Below are 22290 nucleotides of genomic sequence, written 5' to 3' on the forward strand. Positions count from 1 at the left end.
AAGAAGCGGGATCCCGGATCAAGTCCGGGATGACGTAGAGAGTCGATTAGCCGAACTTTTTCTTTAGCAGCGCCCATGTCGCGCGAAGGCCGTAAGCCTCGCCGCCTTTCGGGCGACCCGGGCGCGCCGCCGGACGCCATGCGAAGGTGTCGAGATGCGCCCATGGCACGCTCGCCGGCACGAAGCGGCGCAGGAACAGCGCAGCGGTGATCGAGCCGGCGAAGCCGCCGTCGGGGGCGTTGACCATGTCGGCGACGTCCGACTTGAGCATGTCGTCGTAGCCGTCCCACAACGGCAGCCGCCACAGCGGATCGTAGACCGTCGTCCCCGCCGCGAGCAGCTCGCTCGCGAGCGTCTCGTCCTGCACGAACGTCGCAGGCAGATCGGGGCCGAGCGCGACGCGGGCCGCGCCGGTCAGCGTCGCGAAGTCGATCAGCAGGTCGGGGGCGCCCTCGACCGCCCTGGTCAGCGCATCGCCGAGGATCAGCCGCCCTTCGGCGTCGGTGTTGGTGTTCTCGACGGTCAGCCCCTTGCGCGTCGTGAGCACGTCGCCGGGACGGAAGGCGTTGCCGGCGATGGCGTTCTCGACCGCCGGGATCAGCAGGTGCAGCCGCACCTTGAGCCGCGCCTGCATGACCAGCGCGGCGAGCGCCAGCGCGTGCGCCGCGCCCCCCATGTCCTTCTTCATCAGCCGCATGCCCGACGACGGCTTGATGTCGAGCCCGCCCGAATCGAAGCACACGCCCTTGCCGACCAGCGCGACGCGTGGCGCAGACGGGTCGCCCCATTCTAGTTCGATCAGCCGCGGCGCGCGGTCCTTGCTCGCCGCCTGACCGACCGCATGGATCATCGGGTAACCGGTGGCGAGCGCGTCGCCGCGCGTGACGGTAACGGTCGCGCCATGTTGCGCGGCGAGCGTGTCGGCCTCCGCCTCCAGCTCGGCGGGGCCGAGGTCGCTCGCGCCGGTGTCGACCAGATCGCGGACGCGCGCGGTGGCGGCGGCGAGGCGGACGGTTTCGTCGATTGTCGCGACGTCGGTGGTGAGCAGCACGCGCAAGGCGGCGGGCTCGACCTTGCGGTAACGGGTGAAGCGATGCTGCGCGAGCAGCCAGCCGAGCCCGGCCGCGCCGGTCGCGCCGCCGTCGGCGAGCCGGTATGTGCCCTCGGGGAGCGTGTCGGCGAGCGAGGCGATCCGCCACGGCGAGTCGAGCGGCTCGTCGCAGACCAGCAGCATCGCCCACTCGTCCGCCGCGTCGCCGGGCAGGATCGCGCGATTGCCGGCGCGCCCGGTCACCTTGTTGGCGGCGATGGCGGTGCGGATGCGGACCGGCTGCGTCGCGAGCCAGTCGGCGAAGCGGTCGGGGTGGACGACGTGGATGTCGCGGGCGGGCTGGCCGCGATCGGGTTGGAGCAAAGCGGTAAAGTCGGTCATCGCGGGACCAAAGCAGGACTTGGGGCGGGGCGCAACGCGCGGTTCCCTTGCGCCACGCGCCATCCTACATCGCGCGCATGACGACACATTCGACTCGCATGTTGATCCTGGGCTCGGGCCCGGCCGGGCTGACTGCCGCGATTTACGGCGCGCGCGCCGGGATGGCGCCGATCGTGGTGCAGGGCATCCAGCCCGGTGGCCAGCTGACCACCACCACCGACGTAGAGAATTATCCCGGCTTCAAGGAGGTGATCCAGGGGCCGTGGCTGATGGAGCAGATGCAGGCGCAGGCCGAGCATGTCGGTACGCGGCTGATGTGGGACACGATCGTCGAGGTCGACCTGACCGCGCGTCCGTTCCGGCTGATCGGTGACGGCGGCGACGTGTATGAGGGCGAGGTGCTGGTGATCGCGACCGGCGCGCAGGCCAAGTGGCTGGGGCTCGACAGCGAGGATGCGATGAAGGGCAAGGGCGTCAGCGCGTGCGCGACGTGCGACGGCTTCTTCTATCGCGGCAAGAAGGTGGCGGTGATCGGCGGCGGCAATACCGCGGTCGAGGAAGCACTGTACCTGACCAATCACAGCGACGATGTGACGCTGATCCACCGTCGCGACACGTTGCGGGCCGAGCGGATCCTGCAGGAGCGGCTGTTCGCGCATCCCGGCATCAAGGTGCTGTGGAACAAGGAGGTTCGCGAGTTCGTCGACGGCGGCGGCACTGCCGGGCTGGTCGCGCTGACGCTGGAGGACACCGTCAGCGGTGAACATTCGCGGATCGATGTCGATGGCGGGTTCGTGGCGATCGGGCACCATCCGGCGACCGAGCTGTTCCGCGGGCATCTCGCGCTCGACGAGGACGGCTATATCGCAGTCGAGACGGGCTCGACGCGCACCAGCGTCCCCGGCGTGTTCGCGTGCGGCGACGTGATGGACAAGGTCTATCGGCAGGCGGTGACTGCGGCGGGGACCGGGTGCATGGCGGCGCTGGATGCCGAGCGGTTCCTGGCAGAGGCGGAGTTCGAGGCGATCAAGGAAGCGGCGGAGTAAGTCGTGTCGTCGCCCCGGACTTGATCCGGGGCCCGCTTTCTGGCTGCGGGCGAGAAGAGGAAGCGGAAGCGGAAGGCTAACGCTTTCAACTTCGTCATTCCCGCGCAGGTGGAAATCCAGACGCGCAGGTCTTCGTGAAAGTCGTAGCTGTCAGTGGTTCTGGATCCCCGCGGTCGCGGGGATGACGGAAGATCAAAACAGCGCCTTGCCCGCCACGAAGGTCACCAGTGCGCCAAACGTCTCAAGCATCTCGCCGTCGACTTCGTCGTCCTCGATGACGATGCCGAGCCGGTCTTCCAGTTCGGTCAGCACGCCGGCTACCGCCATCGAATCGAGCTCGGGCAGTGCGCCAAACAGCGGGGTGTCGGCGTGGAAGACGGCGACGCGCTCGGAGTCGAGCGCCAGCACGTCGACCAGCACTGCGCGCACGGTCGTCTCGATTTCGCTCGTTCCTTCGGGGATCACGCAACCTCCACCTTCGCCGCATCGGTCCGGCGGCAAGCCGGCGTCGCGTTAGGCGCAAGGGGTGGATTCCGCAACGCCTGAGCCTAGAAGCCGAACGCATGGTATCCCCTGATGCTACGCCGCGCCCGATCGACCATGTGCTGCTGGGAGCGCCGCATGCGCCCGCGCTGATCGATCGCGAGGGAGTGGTCGATTACGCCGCCGCCGAGGATGCGGTGGCGCGGCTGGCGGGGTGGCTGGCGGGGTTCGGGTTTGCGCCGGGCGCGCGGGTGGCGACGTGGCTGCCGAAGACGCGGGTGGCGTGCTGGATGCCGCTGGCGGCGGCGCGCGCGGGGCTGGTGCATGTGCCGGTCAACCCGGTGCTGCGGCGCGCGCAGGTCGCGCACATCCTTGCCGATAGCGGGGCGGCGCTGTTGCTGACACAGGCGGCGCGCGCGGCGACGCTGGAGGCGGGTGACGTGCCGGACGGGTGCCGGGTCGTGACCGAGGCGGGCGCGGGAAATCCTTTGCCGCGCTCGGACGCCGATCCCGATACGTTGGTCGCGCTCCTTTATACCTCGGGGTCGACGGGGCTGCCGAAAGGGGTGATGCTCAGCCATGCGAACCTGTGGCTGGGGGCGGTCGGGGTCGCGCACTATCTGGCGATCGCGCCCGACGATCGCGTGCTCGCGGTGCTGCCGTTCGGGTTCGATTACGGGCAGAACCAGTTGCTTTCGACCTGGGCGGCGGGGGCGTGCGTCGCGCCGCTCGATTATCTGACGCCGCGCGATGTCGTGAAGGCGGTCGCGCGAGTCGGGGCGACGACGCTGGCGGGGGTGCCGCCGCTGTGGACGCAGCTTCTGGAGAGCGACTGGCCCGACGACGTCGCCGGGCGGTTGCGGCGGCTGACCAACTCGGGGGGTGCGCTGACGCCGACGATGGTGCGCGCGCTGCGCGTGCGATTCCCGGCGGCGCGGCTGTTCCCGATGTACGGGCTGACCGAAGCATTCCGGTCGACCTATCTCGACCCCGATCTGGTCGATGCGCATCCCGAGTCGATCGGGCGCGCGGTGCCGTTCGCCGAGGTGCTGGTGGTGCGGCGCGACGGGTCGCTGGCGGCGGCGGGGGAGCCGGGCGAGCTGGTCCATGCCGGGCCGCTGGTCGCGCAGGGCTATTGGCGCGATCCGGAGCGGACCGCCTTGCGCTTTCGGCCAGCGCCGGCGGGGTCGCATTACGGCGGGATCGCAGTGTGGTCGGGGGACACGGTGCTGGCGGATGGCGACGGACTGTTGCGGTTCGTCGGGCGCGACGACGAGATGATCAAGAGCGCCGGTCATCGCATCAGCCCGCAGGAGGTCGAGGAGGCGGCGACCGCTGGTGCGGAGACGGCCGAGGCGGTGGCGGTCGGCGTTCCCGATGCGCGATCGGGGCAGGCGGTCGTGCTGGTCGCGCGCGGCGATCCGGCGGCGGAGGCCGCGCTGCGCGAGCGGCTCCGCCGCGAGTTGCCCGCCTACATGCAGCCGGTGCGGATCGAGTGGCGTGCGGCGCTGCCGCGCAACGCCAATGGCAAGCTGGACCGCGCGGCGATCGCGGCGGCGGTGAAGGAGGTGGGTGCATGAAGCCGATGGGGCCGATCCCGCCCGCCTTTGCTGCGCAGAGGGGCGCGCTGACGATCGGCGGGCACGATGCCACGGCGCTGGTCGCGGCGCATGGCTCGCCGCTGTTCGTGTACGACGCGGCGCTGATCGCGGCGCAGGTGGCACGGTTTCGTACGGCGATGCCGGCGGAGATCGACCTGCATTATGCGATCAAGGCCAATCCGTTGCCGGCGTTGCTGGAGCGGATCGCGCTGCTGGTCGACGGGCTGGACATCGCCTCGGCGGGCGAACTGGCGCGCGCGCTGGCGGTCAAGCCGGGCGCGGCGATCAGCTTCGCCGGGCCGGGCAAGCGTGACGACGAACTGGCGGCGGCGATCGCTGCGGGTGCGACGATCAACCTCGAATCCGCGGGGGAGGCGCGGCGCGCACTGGCGTCAGGCGAGCGGCTGGGCGTGGTGCCACGGCTCGCGGTGCGGGTGAACCCGGACCTCGAACTGCGCGGGTCGGGCATGAAGATGGGCGGGCGCGCCTCGCCCTTCGGGATCGACGCCGAACATGCCGCTTCGGTGGTGCGCGAGGTAATCGCGGCGGGAGCGGACTGGCGCGGCTTCCATATCTTTGCGGGTTCGCAGGCGCTGGACGTGGCGGCGGTGATCGAGACGCAGGCGGCGACGCTGGCGCTCGCGGCGCGGCTGGCCGAGGATGCGGGAGCGGTGCCGCCGCTGGTCAATCTCGGCGGCGGGTTCGGGGTGCCATATTTCGCAGGCGACGTGGCGCTGGATGTCGCGGCAGTCGGGGCGGCACTGGGCGAGGCGCTGGCGGTGCGCGGCGAGGTGCTGCGCGACAGCCGGTTTGCGATCGAACTCGGGCGCTGGCTGGTCGCGGAGGCGGGTGTCTATCTGACGCGCGTGGTCGACGTGAAGCAGAGCCGTGGCGAGACGTTTGTCGTGGTCGACGGCGGGCTCCACCATCAACTGGCGGCGAGCGGCAATTTCGGGACGGTGGTGCGCCGCAACTACCCGCTCGCGGTGGCGGCGCGGATGGGGACGGCGGCGGAAGGCGCGATGTCGGTGGTCGGCTGTCTGTGCACGCCGCTCGATCGGCTGGGTGACCGTATCGCGCTGCCCCCGGTCGCGGTCGGGCAGGTGATCGCGATCTTTCTGGCCGGCGCCTATGGTGCGACCGCCAGTCCGGCGGCGTTTCTCGGACATCCTGCGCCGGCGGAAATCGTGGTGTGATCCCGCGGTAGATGGTCATGCATGGCGATCAGGCGGCGAGGCCGGGGACGAAAGGAACGCCGTCCTGCTCGAGGCGGTCGCGCCCGCCGCGCTTCGCACGGTAGAGCGCGCGGTCGGCACCGGTGAGCAGATCGTTGAGCGTCGGGGTTACCGGGTCGCTTTCGGCGAGACCGATGCTGACGGTCATCCGCGCCGCGCCGGGCGTATGGCGCAGCTCGCGGACGCGCGCGGCGATGCGCAGGCCGAGCGCCGCTGCGTCGTCGCGCGATCCACCGGGCAACAGCACCGCAAACTCCTCCCCGCCGATCCGCGCCGGCACCGCCCCGACGACGCCGCCCGTCGCATCGAGCAACGCGCCCGCGAACAGGACCAGCGCACGGTCACCCGCCGAATGGCCCCAGAGATCGTTGACCTGTTTGAAATGGTCGATGTCGAGCATCAGCAAGGTCGCGCCGCGCGGATGCTCGGCGGCCGGCGTGGCACGTTCCAGGAATGCACGCCGGTTGAGCAGCCCGGTCAGCGAGTCGGTGGTGGCGGCCTCGCGTTGCCGCTGCGCCTCGTTGCCGAGTTCGAGCGAGGTGAGCGACAGCACGAGCGTGATGTAGATCGCGGTGTAGAGCAGCAGCCACAATCCCGGGAGCGACGAGGCGCTCGCAAGCGGGCGCACCTGCGCGCTATCCAGCCCCGAATAGCCGGCGAGCGCCAGCGAGGCAGCGGACACGAGCACGAGCAGCCCGCCGGTGAGCCAGCGCGCCGGCAAGCTGCGACCTTGGGCGTGGCGCAGCAATTCGCCGGTCATTGCCAGACAATAGAAGGTGAAGGCGAGCGTCGCGACGACGTTGCGCAGCGCCTCGGCGGCGAAGAACGCCGGGATCAGGCAGATCGTGGTCCATGCAAGGCTGCCGCTCCACACCACCCACGTCGGGCGCGATCGTGCGTGAACCAGCCGGACGCCGCCCCAAAGGAACGCGAAGACCTGAACGAAGCAAACCTGCGCCGCCCAGACGGTGATCCACGCCGGTGCGACGCCGCGCAGCATGTAGCAGAGACAGCCGAGCACCCCGGCGGTGATCGAACAGGCCACCCATAGATGAAGGCGCTGGTCGCGTCGGCCGAGCCACAGCGTCCAGAAATAAAGCGCCATGACCGCTTCGATCGCCATGCTGGCGATGAACAGCGTCGCCACGTCCAGCGTCACGGAATTCCCCCCGAATCACGGCCCCCCGGCGCGATATGGAGTGTATAGCCTTAACTTGACGCAAGCGGCAAGTGTCCGTCATATCTAGGTTTGTTATTTTATGTCGCGGCGCTCAATGAAAGAGCAGCGCGAGCGCACCGATCAAAGTCGCCCCGCCGATCGGCGCGATGAGCAGCAGCACGACGTTCAAGCCGATGATCACAGCCAGCGTCTTTTCCTGTTGCGCGGTCAAGCGCGGGCGGCGGCGCGGCGGCTGCCATGGCGGCGGTGGCGGCTGGTCGCGGAAGTCGACGAACATGCGCGTCCTTTGCGGGAGACCGTTGGAGGGCTGTGCCTCCGTAGCACGAAACGCTTTCTTCGTCGCCCCGGACTTGCTCCGGGGCCTCGCTTCTTGGCGGTAGGGGCAGATAGAAGCGCGATCCCGGACCAAGTCCGGGATGACGGGATAGCGGCGACGCTTACGCCGCTTGCGGGATCGGGTCGCGACGGCGGTGGCGGATATGGTCGTCGATCGCGGCGACGATCGGGTCGACCAGCTCGGGGGGCAGGGTGTGGCCCATGCCGTCGATCTCCAGCAGCCGCGCGCCGTCGATCGCCTGCGCCGTGGCGCGGCCGCCGGCAATCGGGACGAGCGGATCGTCGCTGCCGTGGATCACCAGCGTCGGCGCGGTGATCCGGCGCAGACGGTCGGTGCGGTCGCCGTCTGCGACGATCGCCGCCATCTGGCGCAGGAAGCCGGTCGGGCAGCGGTTGCGCAGCGTCTCGGCGCGGATCCGCTCGGCCATGATCGCGTCCTCGATCGGGAACCGTCCGCCGACCGCGCGCCCCGCCATCGTGCCGTGCGCAACGATCGCCTCGATATCGTCGCTCCTGGGGTGGCGCAGCAGCAGCGCGGTGGCGCGCATCGTCGGACGCGAGCAATGCGGGTGACCGGTCGTCGACATGATCGAGGTGAGCGTTCGCACCCGCTCCGGCCAGCGTGCCGCGATCAGCTGCGCGATCATCCCGCCCATCGAGGCGCCGACGACGTGCGCGCGCTCGATCCCGAGCGCGTCGAGCAGGCAGACCCCGTCCTGCGCCATGTCGGTAAGCGTGTAGGGAACCGCCGGTACGCGCCCGAACTGCATCTGCATCGCGGTCCATACGATGTGGGGCGTGCCGCATTCGTCGAATTTTGTGGAGAGGCCAACGTCGCGATTGTCGAAGCGGATCACGCGATAGCCATGCTCGACCAGGGCATCGACCATCGACTGCGGCCAGCGGACCAGTTGGGCACCAAGGCCCATCACCATCAGGATCGGTTGCCCGTCGCGCGGGCCTTCGTCTTCGAATTCGATCTGGATACCGTTCGCCGTGATCGTTGCCATCGTCTGCTCCGTTGCGCCTCCCGAATGTGACTCCGTGAAAGTGGACGAGTGTCCTTGTGCCCTGTGTCACATTAATGCAACGTTTCAGCTTCTGGTTCCGACCGTTTGTTTCATGTCCTTCGCGCAGGTGTCCCATGGCAGAACGCCTCCATCTCGAGCAGTTTCTCCCGTATCTGCTCTCGGTCACATCCAATCGCGTCAGCGGGCGGATCGCTGGCGCCTATGAGGCGTTGTTCGGTCTGACCGTGCCCGAATGGCGGCTGGTGACGCTGATCGCCGAATATGCGCCGGTGACGCAGGCGCAGCTCGGCGAGCGCAGCCGGATGGACAAGGTGACGGTCAGCCGCGCCGCGATCGCGCTGACCGAGCGTGGGCTGCTGACGCGCACCCCGAACGCCACCGACCGGCGATCGCACCATCTCCGCTTGAGCCCGGAGGGCGAAGCGCTGTACGCGCAGGTCGCGCCGCAGGCCGTCGCGCTGGAGCGCCGGATCTTCGGGCGTTTCGACGCGGACGAGCTGGCGCAGTTCACGGACATGCTGCGGCGGATCGACGCCGCGGCCGAGGAGGAAGACTGAATGGCGCAACTGCCGTTGATCGCGGGCGTGGAACTGGGCGGCACGAAGTGCATCGCGGTGCTCTCCAGCGGCCCCGACGCGATCCTGGAGGAAGTGCGCGTTCCGACCACCCGCCCCGAAGAGACGCTGCCGGCGCTCGAGGCGGCGATGGACAAGTGGCGCGGCGTCGCGGCGATCGGCATCGCCAGCTTCGGTCCGGTGTCGATCGATCCGCAATCGTCCGACTACGGCAAGATCACCTCCACGCCCAAGCCGCACTGGGCCGGGACGGACATCGCGCGGCGGCTGGCGGCGCGCTACGACGTGCCGGTCGGCTTCCACAGCGACGTGGTCGGCGCGGCGATGGCCGAGGCGCGCTGGGGCGCGGGGCAGGGGCTGGGCGATCTGGCCTATGTCACGGTCGGGACCGGCGTCGGCGCGGGGATGATCGCGCACGGGCGGCCGGTCGACGGGCTGACGCACAGCGAATTCGGCCACATCCGCCCGGTGCGGCTGCCCGGCGACGACTGGGCGGGATCATGCCCGTATCACGGCGCGTGCGTCGAGGGGCTGGCCGCCGGCCCGGCGATCGCGGCGCGGACCGGGATCAAGGGCGAGGACCTCCCGCACGATCACGCGGCGTGGGAGACGGTGGTCGGCGCGCTGTCGTCGCTGTTCGCGACGCTGACGCTGACCGGCGTGCCGCGGCGGATCGTGCTGGGGGGCGGCGTGATGGTCGGCAACCCGTGGCTGCTGCCGCGGCTGCGTGCGGCAACGGCGGCGAGCCTGAACGGCTATGTCGCACTATCGGCGGTGGCGGATATGGACACGTTCATCGTGCCCGCCGCGCTGGGCGGGAATGCCGGGCCGCTGGGCGCGGTGGTGCTGGGCGCGCAGGCACTGGAGGATCGGACCGGGACCAAGGTGCTGGTATCGTGACCATCGTCACCCCGGACTTGTTCCGCGGCGACGGGTGGCGCGGTGTGACCTCAACCTGATCCGTCATTGCGAGCGCAGCGAAGCAATCCAGAGTTGGACCAGGACGCCCTGGATTGCTTCGCTGCGCTCGCAATGACGATTGGCTTTGTGCCCTGATCAGCTCAGCGCATATGCCTCAGCCGCGGCGACCTGTTCGTCGCTGGGCCGCACGCCGGTGTAGAGGACGAATTGTTCCAGCGCCTGCAGCATCGCGATCTCCGCACCGGTGACGACCGTCTTCCCCGCCGCCTGCGCGGCGCGAAGCAGCGGCGTTTCTACCGGTTTGGCCACCGCATCGATGACGATCTGCGCCGCGGCGATCTGCTCGGGCGCGAAGGCAAGCGCGTCCTGATCCGCGCCGGTCATGCCGAGCGGGGTGACGTTGACGAGCAGCGCCGCCTCACCGTCCGCCTCCGCCTGCCAGCGGCAGCCGAGCCGGTCGGCGAGTGCGCGTCCGGCGACCTCGTTGCGCGCGACGATCGTGCCGTCGGGAAAGCCGGCGTCGACCAGCGCGGTGGCGACCGCCTTGCCCATCCCGCCGCTGCCGCGCAGCAGGAACGGCACGCGCGGCAGGTCCGCGATCAGGTCGCGCACCGCGCTGTAGTCGGTGTTGTAGCCGAGCAACTCGCCATCGGTGTTCACGATCGTGTTGACGCTGTCGATCGCCGCCGCGCTGTCGCGCAGCCCGTCGAGCATCGGGATCACCGCTTCCTTGAACGGCATCGACACTGCGCAGCCGCGAATGCCGAGCGCGCGGATCCCGGTGATCGCGCCGGCCAGATCGTCGGTGGAGAATGCCTTGTAGACATAGTCTAGTTCGAGCGCGTCGTAGAGATGATTGTGGAAGCGCGACCCGAAGGTGCCGGGGCGCGCAGCGAGCGACATGCAGAGGCGGGTGGCGGGGCCGATCGGCGGCTTCATCGGCAAATCCTTCGTTTTCAAAGCGGCAGCGCAGGCTGAACGACCTCTTCGTCGCGCAGGATGCCCGACAGCGTCAAGCCGAGCAGCCGGATTCCGCCCGGTGTCGGTAGCAGCGGCAAGAGCAGACCGCGCCCGAGATCGAGCAATTGTCCTCGCGTGTCGATCGTACCGGTGACCGAGCGGGCACGGGTGAGCGTGGTGAAATCGGCGCGGCGCAGTTTCAGCGTCGCGGTGCGCCCGCGCACGTCGGCACGCTCGACGCGCGTCCAGGCGGCAGCGGCGACCGTCTCCAGCGCCGCGTCGATCTCGGCCGGGTCGGTGAGGTTGGTGTCGAAGGTGCGTTCGGCGCCTACCGACTTAGCCTGACGCTCGGCACGGACCGGGCGGTCGTCGATCCCGCGCGCCGCGCCGTGGAGATAATCGGCGTGGCTGCCGAAATGCGCGCGCAGGAACTCGATCGGGCGGTCGCGCAGGTCGGCGCCGGTGTGGATGCCGAGCCGCGCCATCTTCTCGGCAGTGACCGGGCCGATCCCGTGGAAGCGCTTGACCGGCAGCGCGGCGACGAACGCCGCGCCCTTGGCGGGCGGGATCACGCACAGGCCGTCGGGCTTGTTCTGGTCCGAGGCGAGCTTGGCGATGAACTTGTTGTAGCTGACCCCGGCCGAGGCGGTCAGCCCGGTATCGGCCTTGATCCGCGCGCGGATCTCGGCCGCGATCGCGCTGGCCGAGCCGAGCGCGCGGCGATCCTCGCTGACGTCGAGATAGGCCTCGTCAAGCGACAGCGGCTCGATCGCGTCGGCGTAATCGGCGAAGATCGCGTGGATCTGCCGGCTGACCGCGCGATAGACGTCGAAGCGCGGCGGCACGAACACGAGGTCGGGGCAGCGTCGCGCCGCGACCACCGACGGCATTGCCGACCGCACCCCGAACTCGCGCGCCTCATAGCTCGCCGCTGCCACCACTCCGCGCGCGCGATTGCCGCCGACCGCGACCGGGCGCCCGCGCAGTTCGGGAGCGTCGCGCTGTTCGACCGACGCATAGAAGGCGTCCATGTCGATGTGGATGATCTTGCGAGCGGTGGCCACGGGTGGGTCGTGCTTTAGCAGCGGCTTACCCGGCTCGCCAGCATTTTGCGGAACAAAGCGGGTATATGGCCGGCGGGATGTGGTCGATTTACCGCCGTTTGCCCTAAGCCTGTCGAAGCCTGTCCTGAGCGCCTGCCTTGGCAGGCAGTCGAAGGGGGCGTGTTACGGCACACGTGCTTCGACAAGCTCAGCACGAACGGGGTGAGGGGGTGGCTTGGTGCGGATTTGGTGGGGGCGGCTCAGCGAACATTGAGGCCGCGCGCGCGGCCTCCTAGAGCGTGATGACGTCACCTTGATCCGTCATCGCGAGCGTAGCGAAGCAATCCAGAGCCGGACCAGGACCCCCTGGATTGCTTCGCTGCGCTCGCAATGACGGACGAACGGTTCCACTTCATGTCATCGCACTCTAGCGCAGCGCGCTGACGGCGGGCGTATCGAGGCAGGCGAGCATCGCCGCGGGCGTGGTCGTCGGCGCGGGGGGCGGCGTGGTCGCGAGGGGCACCTCGACCGTCCGTCCAATCGCCACCGCGTCGAAGCCGGTGCGGTTCAGGCACTTCATCGCCGCCGACAGCATCCGCGGCGGGGTGTCGCGCGCCTCGTAGGACAGCCGGAACGTGCCCCAGTGGATCGCCAGTGCGTGCGCCGCGCGCAGTCGCTCGAACACCAGTGCGGCGTGTGCGGGGCCGATGTGCGCACCCGACACCATCTGGCCGGGGACGAAGCGGAAGGCGCCGATCGGCAGCAGCGCGAGCCGGATCGGGCCGAGCGCGGCGGCTTCGGCGGGCCATTGCCCGTCGCCGAAGCCGGTGTCGCCGGCGAAAAACAGGTTACCGCCGGTGGGGAACTGCACGACGAAGCTCGACCACAAGGCGCGGTTGCGATCGGCGAACCAGCGGCTGCCCCAGTGATGGTTGCGGGTCACCGCGACGCGCACGCCGGGGCGAACCTGCACCGCGCCGCGCCAGTCGAGCGCGGTGGCGCGCGCGCCGGTCTGCGCGATGACGCTGTCGTTGCCGAGGCTGGTCACGATCGTTGGACGGTCGCGCTGCCAAAGTCGCTTGAGCGTCGCCTTTTCGAGGTGATCGTAATGATTGTGGCTGACCAGCACGAGATCGATGTGCGGCAGGTCCTCGAAGCGGATGCCGGGCGCGGCGACGCGGCGCGGGCCGAAGCCGAGCGGGCCGGCGCGTTCGCCCCAGACCGGATCGGTGAGGATGTTGAGCCCCTGCGTCTGGATCAGCACGGTGGCGTGGCCGACCCATGTGACGAGCATCCGCGTGCCGGCGACGCGCGCCGGCGGGCGGGCGGGCGTAACCGCGACGGTGTCGGGCCAGACGGGGCGGTCGTCGCTGCCGGTCAGTTGCCGCCACAGGAACCCGCCGCGGCTGCCGCCGGCCGGCGGGGCCATCGTGTCGTCGCCATCGGGGTTGAAAAAGCGCGCGCCGTCATAATGATCGGTCGCCGGGCCTTCGTAATAGAGCCGGTCGAGGAAGCGCGGGACGATCGTGATCGCAGGGCCGATCGCGATAACGAGCAACAGCATGGCGGCGAGAAGTGCCTTGGCGATCTTGCTGACGACCGGCACGCGCCGTTCCTTCCGCGGGAGGTGAGGTGCCGGAATGATCGCGGAGGCGGTTCGATCCCGTTGCGAACGGGCGTTCGTCATTGCGAGCGCAGCAAAGCAATCCATGGCGTCCTGGTCCGGCGCCGGATTGCTTCGCTACGCTCGCAATGACGGAAGCGAGCACGCGGCTGCCTCTTCTAGGGCCGATCGACATTTATCGGCTACCCGCCTTCTCGTCATCCCGGACTTGATCCGGGATCCCGCCTTAACCGCGATGGCGAAAGAAGCGGGGCCCCGGATCAAGTCCGGGGCGACAATAGCTGGCTTACTGGCAGGCGAGGCACTCGTCATAGTCGGTCGTCTCACCGATCGAGAATTTCGGCGTGGCGATCGTGTTGTCGGCCTCGACGCCGCCCGATCCTTCCGAGCCCGCGAAGCCGGCGCGCTGCACCGACTTGGAGCGGAGATAATAGAGCGACTTGATCCCCAGTTCCCACGCGCGGAAGTGGAGCATCAGCAGGTCCCACTTCTCGACGTCGGCCGGGATGAAGAGGTTCAGCGACTGCGCCTGATCGATGAACGGCGTGCGGTCCCCGGCGAGTTCGAGCAGCCAGCGCTGGTCGATCTCGAACGACGTCTTGAAGCAGTCCTTTTCCTCCGGCGAGAGGAAGTCGAGGTGCTGGACCGAGCCGCCGTGTTCGAGGATCGAGTTCCACACCGTCTCGGCGTTCTTGCTCTTCTCGTTGAGCAGCTTTTCAAGATACGGGTTCTTGACCGCGAAGCTGCCCGACAGTGTCTTGTGGGTGTAGATATTCGCGGGGATCGGCTCGATGCACGCGCTGGTGCCGCCGCAGATGATCGAGATCGATGCGGTCGGCGCGATCGCCATCTTGCAGCTGAACCGCTCCATCACGCCGACGTCGGCGGCATCGGGGCAGGGGCCACGCTCCAGCGCCAGCACCATCGACGCCTCGTTTACCTGCGCGTTGATCTGCTTGAACATGCGCAGGTTCCAGCTCTTGGCCATCGCCCCTTCGAACGGCAGCCCGCGTGCCTGCAGGAACGAGTGGAAGCCCATCACGCCCAGACCCACCGAACGCTCGCGTGCCGCGCTATAGGCCGCACGCTCCATGCCGGGTTCGTGGCGGTCGATGTAATCCTGCAGCACGTTGTCGAGGAAACGCATTACGTCCTCGACGAAACCCTTCTCGTCCTTCCACTGGTCCCAGGTTTCGAGATTCAGCGACGACAGGCAGCAGACCGCGGTGCGATCGTTGCCGAGATGGTCGGTGCCGGTCGGCAGCGTGATCTCGCTGCACAGGTTCGAGGTCGAGACCTTGAGCCCCAGTTCGCGGTGATGCTTGGGCATCGTCGAGTTCACATGGTCGGAGAAGACGATGTACGGCTCGCCGGTCGCGAGGCGGGTCTCGACCAGCTTCTGGAACAGGGCGCGCGCATCGACGGTGGCGCGGACGGTCTTGTCCTTTGGCGACAGCAGCTGCCATTCCGCGCCCTCGCGCACTGCCGCCATGAACGCGTCGGGGATCAGCACGCCGTGGTGGAGATTCAGCGCCTTGCGGTTGAAATCGCCCGAGGGCTTACGGATTTCGAGGAATTCCTCGATTTCGGGGTGCGAGATGTCGAGGTAGCAGGCCGCCGAGCCGCGGCGCAGCGAACCCTGCGAGATCGCGAGCGTCAGCGAATCCATGACGCGGACGAACGGGATGATCCCGCTGGTCTTGCCGTTGAGCCCGACCGGCTCGCCGATCCCGCGGACGTTGCCCCAATAGGTGCCGATCCCGCCACCGCGCGACGCGAGCCAGACGTTCTCGTTCCAGGTCTTGACGATGCCGTCGAGGCTGTCGGGAACCGAATTGAGGTAGCAGGAGATCGGCAGACCGCGCCCGGTGCCGCCGTTCGAGAGCACCGGAGTCGCCGGCATGAACCACAGCTTCGAGATGTAGTCGTACAGCCGCTGTGCGTGCGGCTGATCGTCGGCATAGGCGCTGGCGACGCGGACGAAGAGGTCCTGATAGCTTTCGCCCGGCAGCAGGTAGCGGTCCTTGAGCGTCTCCTTGCCGAAATCGGTCAGCAGCGCGTCACGGCTGTGGTCGACGTCGAGCGGGAAGGGCGCGGTGCGCGCGCCGTGCCTGGCGATCGCCTGTTCGGTGGCGGTCGCTTCGGCTACCGCCGAAGTCGCTGCCGCGGTCATCGTGTCGATCATGTCTGCGCTCATCGCCTCGGCGTCCGTGGTGGTGAAGTTCATGCTCGCGCGTCCCGCCTGTCAGTGGTGCGATCCGTGCGGATCGGCTGTTCGAAGTTCGTGGCCGGTCACGCCAGCGATGGGGGGCATCACGCGCCACCGTACCACTGCTAGCGGCGCGACCCGGCCTCTACCTCTACAGATTGTGGCAGATGGGCGGGACAGGCAAGACCCCCGTTCGTGTGCTGCGATCGCGCGGCAGCGGCGACGCGCGGACTTCCGCGGCTTTCCGAAAGCGCAAGGCGGCAAATTTTTTTTCGCCATCCCGGGTCGCCGGACGCACGACGCGCGGCGCTGTTGCCGCGCGACGAGCGCGCTTATAGAGCGTCGCCATGACGACCGTGATCCGTACCGCCGACCTGATCGAGAGCGTCGCCGACGCGCTCCAGTTCATCAGTTACTATCACCCGATGGATTACATCCGGGCGCTGGGCACTGCCTACGATGCGGAGCAATCGCCCGCCGCCAAGGACGCGATCGCGCAGATCCTGACCAACAGCCGGATGTGCGCGGAGGGGCATCGCCCGATCTGCCAGGACACCGGGATCGTCAACGTCTTCGTCAAATGGGGCATGGACTGCCGGCTCGACGACAACAGCCGCTCGATGCAGGAAGTCGTCGACGAGGGCGCGCGCCGCGCCTACCTCCACCCCGAGAACAAGCTGCGCGCCTCGGTGCTCGCCGACCCGGCGTTCACGCGCCGCAACACCAAGGACAATACGCCGTGCGTGCTGCACGTCGAGATGGTGCCGGGCACGACCGTCTCGGTCGATGTCGCGGCCAAGGGCGGCGGCAGCGAGAACAAATCGAAGTTCAAGATGATGAACCCCAGCGACTCGATCGTCAACTGGGTGGTCGAGATGCTGCCGCAGATGGGCGCGGGCTGGTGCCCGCCGGGGATGCTCGGCATCGGGATCGGCGGGACCGCCGAACATTGCGTGCTGCTCGCCAAGCAGGCGCTGATGGAGCCGATCGACATGGGACCGCTCAAGGCGCGCGGGCCCCGGAACGATCTCGAGGCGCTGCGGATCGAGATCTTCGACAAGGTCAATGCGCTCGGCATCGGCGCGCAGGGGCTGGGTGGTCTCTCGACGATCCTCGACGTCAAGATCAAGGACGCGCCGTGCCACGCCGCGGGCAAGCCGGTGGCGATGATCCCGAATTGCGCCGCGACCCGCCATGCGCATTTCACGCTCGACGGGTCGGGGCCGGCGTTCCTCGAAGCGCCGAAGCTTTCGGAATGGCCGGACGTCAACTGGACGCCCGACAAGGCCGCGATCCGCGTCGATCTCGACACGCTGACGCCCGAGGTGGTGCAATCGTGGAAGCAGGGCGACCGATTGCTGCTCAACGGCAAGATGCTGACCGGGCGCGACGCCGCGCACAAAAGGATCGCCGACATGCTGGCGAGGGGCGAGGCACTGCCGGTCGAATTCAAGGGGCGCGTGATCTATTATGTCGGCCCGGTCGATCCGGTCGGCGAGGAAGTGGTTGGGCCGGCGGGTCCGACCACCGCGACGCGCATGGACAAGTTCACGCGGATGATGCTCGATCAGGGCTTGCTCGCGATGGTCGGCAAGGCCGAGCGCGGCCCGGCCGCGACCGATGCGATCCGCGAGGCGAAGAGCGCGTATCTGATGGCGGTCGGCGGCGCGGCCTATCTGGTCGCGCGCGCGATCAAGGGCAGCAAGGTCGTCGGGTTCGCGGACCTCGGGATGGAGGCGATCTACGAATTCGAGGTGTCCGACTTCCCGGTGACGGTGGCGGTGGATGCCGAGGGCAACAACGTCCACCAGCTCGCGCCGCTGGTGTGGCGCGAGAAGATCGCGCGTGAGGGATTGCTGGTCGGGGCTTGACGACGTTTCATCATTGCGAGCGTAGCGAAGCAATCCAGGGCGTCCTGCGCCGACTCTGGATTGCTTCGCTACGCTCGCAATGACGGAGGGCGTTAGACGCGCGGCCGGCGGCCCCACGGCTCCTCGCGAAACCACTTGGTGATGATGTATTTGGTGCCCTCCAGCACCGCCATCCCCTCATGCAGTGTCGCGGTGTTCGGGCTGCCGTCGGGGTTCATATTGTCCCACGCCAACAGCATCCCCTTGCGCGGCGCGACGCGCAGGCCGCCCTTGGGGAACCAGGTCGCACCGCCCTCCTCGACATCGTTGAGGTAGATCATTGCGGTGAAGGTGCGCTGTCCGCCGTTCTCACGCATCGCCGGCCAGTAGCTTTCGGCCTCGTGGAAATAATCGTGGTGGGCGCGGAAGAGCTGACCCGGCGCGTAGCGCTGCCCCTGCATCGTCTCGCCGAATTCGGCCGCGATGCCGAGCGAGGCGGCGATATATTCGTCGATCTGGCGGATGCCATCGGCGTTGCGGTCCATGTCGCAACTGTCGCTGGTGCGGCTGGCGGGGCCGCCGCGATCGCTGAACAGCGTCGAGGGGCGGCGGTTGCCGTCGATCACCTGCACCAGCCAGTCGCAATTGGCGGCATCGAGGAAATCGGGGCAGCGCCATGCCGCGACCGTATCGCTGGGCAGGCGCTGCATCCGCGGATCGGCGTCAAGCCGCGCCGCCACCGCCGCGCCCTGCCGGGCACGGACGGCGGACGGGTGGCCGGGCGGAGTGGTGGCGAGCGACATGCCCACATCTGTGTCGCCCGGCCCTGCGACTTTCAAGCCACCACGCTCACTCGAAGATGCCGTGGATCACGTCGACCACCGTGCCGTCCTCGATGTCGACCAGCAGCGCGTCGTCGTAGTAGCGTACCCAGCGATACGGCTCCTCGGCATCGGGCAGGCTATAGGCATAGGGATCGTAGATCCAGTACCTTGGCGTGTAGAGCATTGGCGCGATCGCGATCCCGACGCCGAACCGGCGGTAGCCGCTGTCCCAGCCATAAGGCGCGTAATAGCGCGGCAGGCGGAAAACCGAACGTCGTTCGTTCCGGTAACGGTTCCAGTCATATTGCGGTTCGCGCCGCCAGCCGCGGTCCCACTGCCGATTGCTGTCGGCGCGCCAGACGGTCGCGGGCGGCCGCGGCGCGTCGCGACGCTCGTAGCCGCGGCGATCGGGATCGGCCCGCCACACGCGATCCGGCGCCTGCCGTGCAGGGTCGCGCCAGTCGTCGCGGCGTCCTTGCGGTTCGCGCCCGCCACGCCAGTCGCCACGCGGCGCGAGCGGGCGTTCGCTGCGCCAGTCGCCGTCAGGGGCCGGTGGGCGCGGCACGCCGTCGACCCGGCGGTCGCCGCGTGGTTCGGGAGAACGCCCGCTCCGCCAGTCGCCGTCCGGGGCAGCCGGGCGGAACGCGCCGTCGACCCGCCGATCATCGCGGGGCACGGGCGGACGCTCGCTGCGCCAGTCGCCGTTCCGCACGTCAGCCCCGCTGTCGCCGCGCCCCCAGCCGGCAGGGTCGCGGCGCTCCGGCGCGCCTTCGCGTGCCCAACGGCGCGGTGCCGGTTCCGGCGGGCGCGCGATCTCGGCAGCCGGAGCGGGGCGCGGCGCGGGTTCGGGGGCCGGGGCGGGGCGCTCGGCCCGCTCGCGCCGCCACTGCCCGCGATCCATCGACCGTCCGTCCTGCGCGAGCGCCGGCGGCACCAGCGCCGTCATCGACAACAACCCCGCGATCATCGCCTTCAGCATCGCCATCCTCCGACCATCATGGCGACCTTATGCGCTGCGATCCGACAACGAAGACTGAACCGGTCGTGCAGCCGATTGAAAGCCGCGCGTCACGCTTCGGCGAGGATCGCGCGTACGCGCTCCAGCAGCACCCGGCGAGGATAGGGTTTGCGGATCAGCCGATCCTCGCTGACCCCCTCCATGTCGGACGGATCGGCGTGACCGGTGACGAACAGCACAGCAACGCGCTCATGCAGATCCTGCAGCCGCCGCGCGAACTGGATGCCGGTCATGCCGGGCATCGCGATATCGGTAACCACCAGCCGGATCGCGGGTTCGTGGCGCAGCGCCTCCAGTGCCGACTCGCCGTCGGCGGCCTCGATCACGCGACAGCCCGCCTCGCGCAGCGCCTCGACCGCCACCTGTCGAACGCGATCGTCGTCGTCGAGCACCATCACCGTCGCGCCGTCGAGCGGCTCGGTCGCGGCCAGCGCGGGGGCGTCCTGCGCCGCATCTGCGGCGGCCGCGGCCCGCGGCACGAACACGCTGACGGTGGTGCCGCGCCCCGGCGCGCTGTCGATCCGCACCCCGCCGCCGGATTGCTTGGCGAAGCCGAACACCTGCGCCAGTCCCAGCCCCGAGCCCTTGCCGACTTCCTTGGTGGTGAAGAATGGCTCGAACGCGCGCGCCAGCACCGCCTCGGACATGCCGGTGCCGGTATCGGTCACCGCCACGCGCACGTAATCGCCCGCTGGCGGCTCCTCGGCGCGCTCGGGCGGGCCCAACGTCGCGTTGGCGACCGACAGCAGCAGCGTCCCGCCGCCGGGCATCGAGTCGCGGGCATTGATCGCGAGGTTGAGGATGATCAGTTCCATCTGCGTCGGGTCGACGAGCGCGGGCCAGATGCCGTGCGGGGTGTGCGTCTCGATTGCGATGTCGCGGCCCAGCGTGCCGCCGAGCAGTTCGAGCAGCCCGGTCACGCTGCGATTCATATCGACGACCTTGGCCTCCAGCCGCTGCCGCCGCGAGAAGGCGAGCAATTGCGCGGTCAGCGCAGCACCGCGCTCCGCCGCGATCCGGACATGCTCCAGCCGTGGTTCGAGCCGCGGGTCGAGCAACCCGCGCTTGCCCGCCGCGACCAACGAGTCGACGTTGCCGAGGATCACGGTGAGCAGGTTGTTAAAGTCGTGCGCCACGCCGGAGGTCAGCTGTCCGATCGCCTCCAGCCGCTGCATCTGATGAAGCGTTTCCTCGACGCGTTGGCGCTCGGCGATCTGCGCGGTCAGCTCGGCGGTACGCTCCGCGACTCGCGCCTCCAGCCGCTCGCCCGCGAGATGCGAGTCGGTCACGTCGATCGCGCAGGCGGTATAGCCCTGAAAGGCGGCGCCGATGAAGCGCGGGCGCGCCTCGATGTGCATCCAGCGCGTCCTGCCGTCGGGGGTGAGCAGCGGATGTTCGCCGCTCAGCGTGCGCGGGGACTCGAACCAGCCGCCGCGGGCCGACAGGGCGGCGTCGCGCCGGTCGGCGCGGAGCAGATCGCCCCAGCCGCGTTCCTCGATCATCTCGGGCGCAACGCCGAGGATCGTCTCGAATCCGCGGCTGGCGAAGGTGACCTGACCCTGCGGATCGGTCATCCACACCAGCGCGGGCAGACTGTCGGCGAGCGTGCGGAAGCGTGCCTCGCTCTCGCGCCATGCCTCGGTCTGCAATTTGCGCGCGGTGATGTCGATGATCGTGCCGACCACGCGCAAGCAGGTGTCGCCGTCGAAGATGCCGCGCCCGCGCACCGACAGCCAGCGGACGCCACCGACGCGTTCGTGCGCGACCCGGTATTCGACGTCGAAGAGCGCGCGCGTCGCCGGGTCGATCACCGGCAGGAACGCCTCCTGCAAGATCGGGCGATCATCGGGCTCGATCAGATTGCGGAATGCATCGCGGGACATCGGCGCACTGTTGGGCGGGAGCCCGTAGAGCGACATGCCGAGCGGCGAGCAGCTGAAGCGGTCGTGCCGCAGGTCATAGTCCCAGGTGGCGATCTCGCCGGCCTCGGTCGCCTGTTCGAGTGACGCGCGCCCGCGCGCCAGCGCCTCGCGTGCGCGGTGACGGTCGGTGCGGTCGATCCCCTCGATGAAGATCGCGGCGACCGCGCCACGCTCGTCGGTTATCGGCTGGCAGATGAAGTCGATCCAGAAGTCGCGCAGCATGCCCGGCGTCGCGCTTGGCAATTGCACCGGCATGTCGACCGCGCGGAACGGCTTGCCGGTGCGGCGGACCTCGTCGAGCTTGTCGATGAAGCCGATCGCGGCGACCTCGGGCAGCGCCTCGGCGTAGCGTCGCCCGACCAGCTCGCGACCGCCGCTCATCCGCCGGTAGGTCGCGTTCGCCAGCTCGATGACATATTCCGGGCCGCGCAGCACCGCGATAAAGCCCGGGGCCTGGTCGAACATCTGGCGCAGCCGTTCGCGCTCGCGCGTCGCGGCCTCGACGGTACGGGTGCGCTCGGTGACGTCCGACACCACGCCCAGCACGCCGCCCACCGTTTCGTCGTCGAGCATCACCGCGGAGAGCGAGATGTCGAAGTGCACGGCGACGGGCTGACCGTCGGCGAGAATTTCGAAGCGGCGATTGCCGAGCGTCAGCGTCCGTGCGGTCGCGAAAACCTCGTCGACCATCGGCGCCACCTCGTCCCACGCGCGATGCCAGCGCTTGTCCGCGGGTTGACCGAGCGCGCCGGGATGGCGTTCGTGGAGCAACGCGGCATAGGCGTCATTGTAGAAGACCCGGCGCTCCGGCCCCCAGACCAGCAGCGTCTGCGCGCCGACCGGCAGCATCAGCTCCAGAGCCGCGCGGAGCGGCGCCGGCCACGCCGCGATCGGCCCCAGCGACGTGCCCGACCAGTCCATCGACCGAAGCAGCTTCCCGACTTCTCCTGCGCGCGCAAAGGGTTGCCGGGCGCTGTCCTCGCGGGGAAGGGAAGGCATC

The 22290-nt window shown here is 69.1% G+C and carries 18 protein-coding genes; 6 read left to right on the top strand and 12 right to left on the bottom strand.

The features are described 5' to 3' along the window. Nucleotides 1-46 precede the first annotated feature (46 nt). Nucleotides 47-1432 (bottom strand): leucyl aminopeptidase family protein, encoded by a 1386-nt coding sequence (locus tag BACI71_RS08895; RefSeq protein WP_159757755.1) that lies wholly within the window; start codon nt 1430-1432, stop codon nt 47-49. A 98-nt stretch (nt 1433-1530) separates the two neighbouring features. Here BACI71_RS08895 and trxB point away from each other — a divergent pair, with 98 nt between their 5' ends. Next, nucleotides 1531-2478 (top strand): NAD(P)/FAD-dependent oxidoreductase, encoded by a 948-nt coding sequence (trxB, locus tag BACI71_RS08900; protein ID WP_443018460.1) that lies wholly within the window; start codon nt 1531-1533, stop codon nt 2476-2478. 192 nt (nt 2479-2670) lie between these two features. On the opposite strand, the gene BACI71_RS08905 is transcribed toward trxB, so the two are convergent. Next, nucleotides 2671-2943, bottom strand: a complete 273-nt coding sequence (locus tag BACI71_RS08905; RefSeq protein WP_159757761.1) for an acyl carrier protein — start codon at nt 2941-2943, stop codon at nt 2671-2673. Between the two features lie 98 nt (nt 2944-3041). Here BACI71_RS08905 and BACI71_RS08910 point away from each other — a divergent pair, with 98 nt between their 5' ends. Together BACI71_RS08910 and BACI71_RS08915 are read left to right on the top strand one after the other, a co-directional pair. Then, complete coding sequence (locus BACI71_RS08910; RefSeq protein WP_159757764.1) at nt 3042-4541, top strand: AMP-binding protein; 1500 nt, start codon at nt 3042-3044, stop codon at nt 4539-4541. Continuing rightward, the gene (locus BACI71_RS08915) at nt 4538-5758 is read left to right on the top strand and encodes a pyridoxal-dependent decarboxylase, exosortase A system-associated (protein ID WP_159757767.1); all 1221 of its coding nucleotides are present in this window, start codon (nt 4538-4540) and stop codon (nt 5756-5758) included. The genes BACI71_RS08910 and BACI71_RS08915 overlap by 4 nt, the downstream gene beginning before the upstream one ends. A 28-nt stretch (nt 5759-5786) precedes the next feature. Here the strand turns inward: BACI71_RS08915 and BACI71_RS08920 are convergent, their stop codons facing one another. The 3 genes from BACI71_RS08920 to BACI71_RS08930 all read right to left on the bottom strand — a co-directional run bounded on the left by BACI71_RS08920 (nt 5787) and on the right by BACI71_RS08930 (nt 8323). Further along, nucleotides 5787-6956 (bottom strand): GGDEF domain-containing protein, encoded by a 1170-nt coding sequence (locus BACI71_RS08920; protein ID WP_159757786.1) that lies wholly within the window; start codon nt 6954-6956, stop codon nt 5787-5789. 112 nt (nt 6957-7068) lie between these two features. Then, complete coding sequence (locus BACI71_RS08925; protein WP_159757789.1) at nt 7069-7254, bottom strand: hypothetical protein; 186 nt, start codon at nt 7252-7254, stop codon at nt 7069-7071. A 160-nt stretch (nt 7255-7414) separates the two neighbouring features. After that, entirely contained in the window at nt 7415-8323 is a 909-nt protein-coding gene (locus BACI71_RS08930; RefSeq protein ID WP_159757792.1) for an alpha/beta fold hydrolase, read from the bottom strand. Between the two features lie 134 nt (nt 8324-8457). Here BACI71_RS08930 and BACI71_RS08935 point away from each other — a divergent pair, with 134 nt between their 5' ends. Continuing rightward, on the top strand, nt 8458-8901 hold the full coding sequence (locus BACI71_RS08935; protein WP_159757795.1) for a MarR family winged helix-turn-helix transcriptional regulator: 444 nt from the start codon (nt 8458-8460) through the stop codon (nt 8899-8901). Beyond that, complete coding sequence (locus BACI71_RS08940) at nt 8902-9819, top strand: ROK family protein (protein ID WP_159757798.1); 918 nt, start codon at nt 8902-8904, stop codon at nt 9817-9819. 156 nt (nt 9820-9975) lie between these two features. On the opposite strand, the gene BACI71_RS08945 is transcribed toward BACI71_RS08940, so the two are convergent. The 4 genes from BACI71_RS08945 to BACI71_RS08960 all read right to left on the bottom strand — a co-directional run bounded on the left by BACI71_RS08945 (nt 9976) and on the right by BACI71_RS08960 (nt 15694). Next, nucleotides 9976-10785, bottom strand: a complete 810-nt coding sequence (locus BACI71_RS08945) for a shikimate 5-dehydrogenase (RefSeq protein WP_159757801.1) — start codon at nt 10783-10785, stop codon at nt 9976-9978. 11 nt (nt 10786-10796) lie between these two features. Further along, on the bottom strand, nt 10797-11864 hold the full coding sequence (gene dinB / locus BACI71_RS08950) for a DNA polymerase IV (RefSeq protein ID WP_268894062.1): 1068 nt from the start codon (nt 11862-11864) through the stop codon (nt 10797-10799). A gap of 406 nt (nt 11865-12270) precedes the next feature. Then, nucleotides 12271-13407, bottom strand: a complete 1137-nt coding sequence (locus BACI71_RS08955; protein ID WP_159761035.1) for an MBL fold metallo-hydrolase — start codon at nt 13405-13407, stop codon at nt 12271-12273. A 346-nt stretch (nt 13408-13753) separates the two neighbouring features. Further along, nucleotides 13754-15694 (bottom strand): ribonucleoside-diphosphate reductase subunit alpha, encoded by a 1941-nt coding sequence (locus BACI71_RS08960; RefSeq protein WP_159757804.1) that lies wholly within the window; start codon nt 15692-15694, stop codon nt 13754-13756. A gap of 329 nt (nt 15695-16023) precedes the next feature. Between BACI71_RS08960 and BACI71_RS08965 the strand changes: the two genes are divergently transcribed. Next, nucleotides 16024-17547 (top strand): fumarate hydratase, encoded by a 1524-nt coding sequence (locus tag BACI71_RS08965; protein ID WP_159757807.1) that lies wholly within the window; start codon nt 16024-16026, stop codon nt 17545-17547. 92 nt (nt 17548-17639) lie between these two features. On the opposite strand, the gene BACI71_RS08970 is transcribed toward BACI71_RS08965, so the two are convergent. The 3 genes from BACI71_RS08970 to BACI71_RS08980 all read right to left on the bottom strand — a co-directional run bounded on the left by BACI71_RS08970 (nt 17640) and on the right by BACI71_RS08980 (nt 22211). Then, a complete protein-coding gene (locus BACI71_RS08970) occupies nt 17640-18329 on the bottom strand; it encodes a prolyl hydroxylase family protein (RefSeq protein WP_159757810.1) in 690 nt (229 codons plus the stop codon). A 46-nt stretch (nt 18330-18375) separates the two neighbouring features. Beyond that, nucleotides 18376-19335: an RcnB family protein gene (locus BACI71_RS08975; protein WP_236552911.1), complete on the bottom strand. Its 960-nt coding sequence runs from the start codon at nt 19333-19335 to the stop codon at nt 18376-18378. An 83-nt stretch (nt 19336-19418) separates the two neighbouring features. Beyond that, nucleotides 19419-22211 carry a PAS domain-containing hybrid sensor histidine kinase/response regulator gene (locus BACI71_RS08980; protein ID WP_159757813.1) on the bottom strand — a complete coding sequence of 931 codons (2793 nt, stop codon included), beginning with the start codon at nt 22209-22211 and terminating at the stop codon, nt 19419-19421. Between the last annotated feature and the right edge of the window lie 79 nt (nt 22212-22290).

The organism is Sphingomonas sp. 8AM (assembly GCF_902506455.1).
Classification (GTDB): Bacteria; Pseudomonadota; Alphaproteobacteria; order Sphingomonadales; family Sphingomonadaceae; genus Sphingomonas.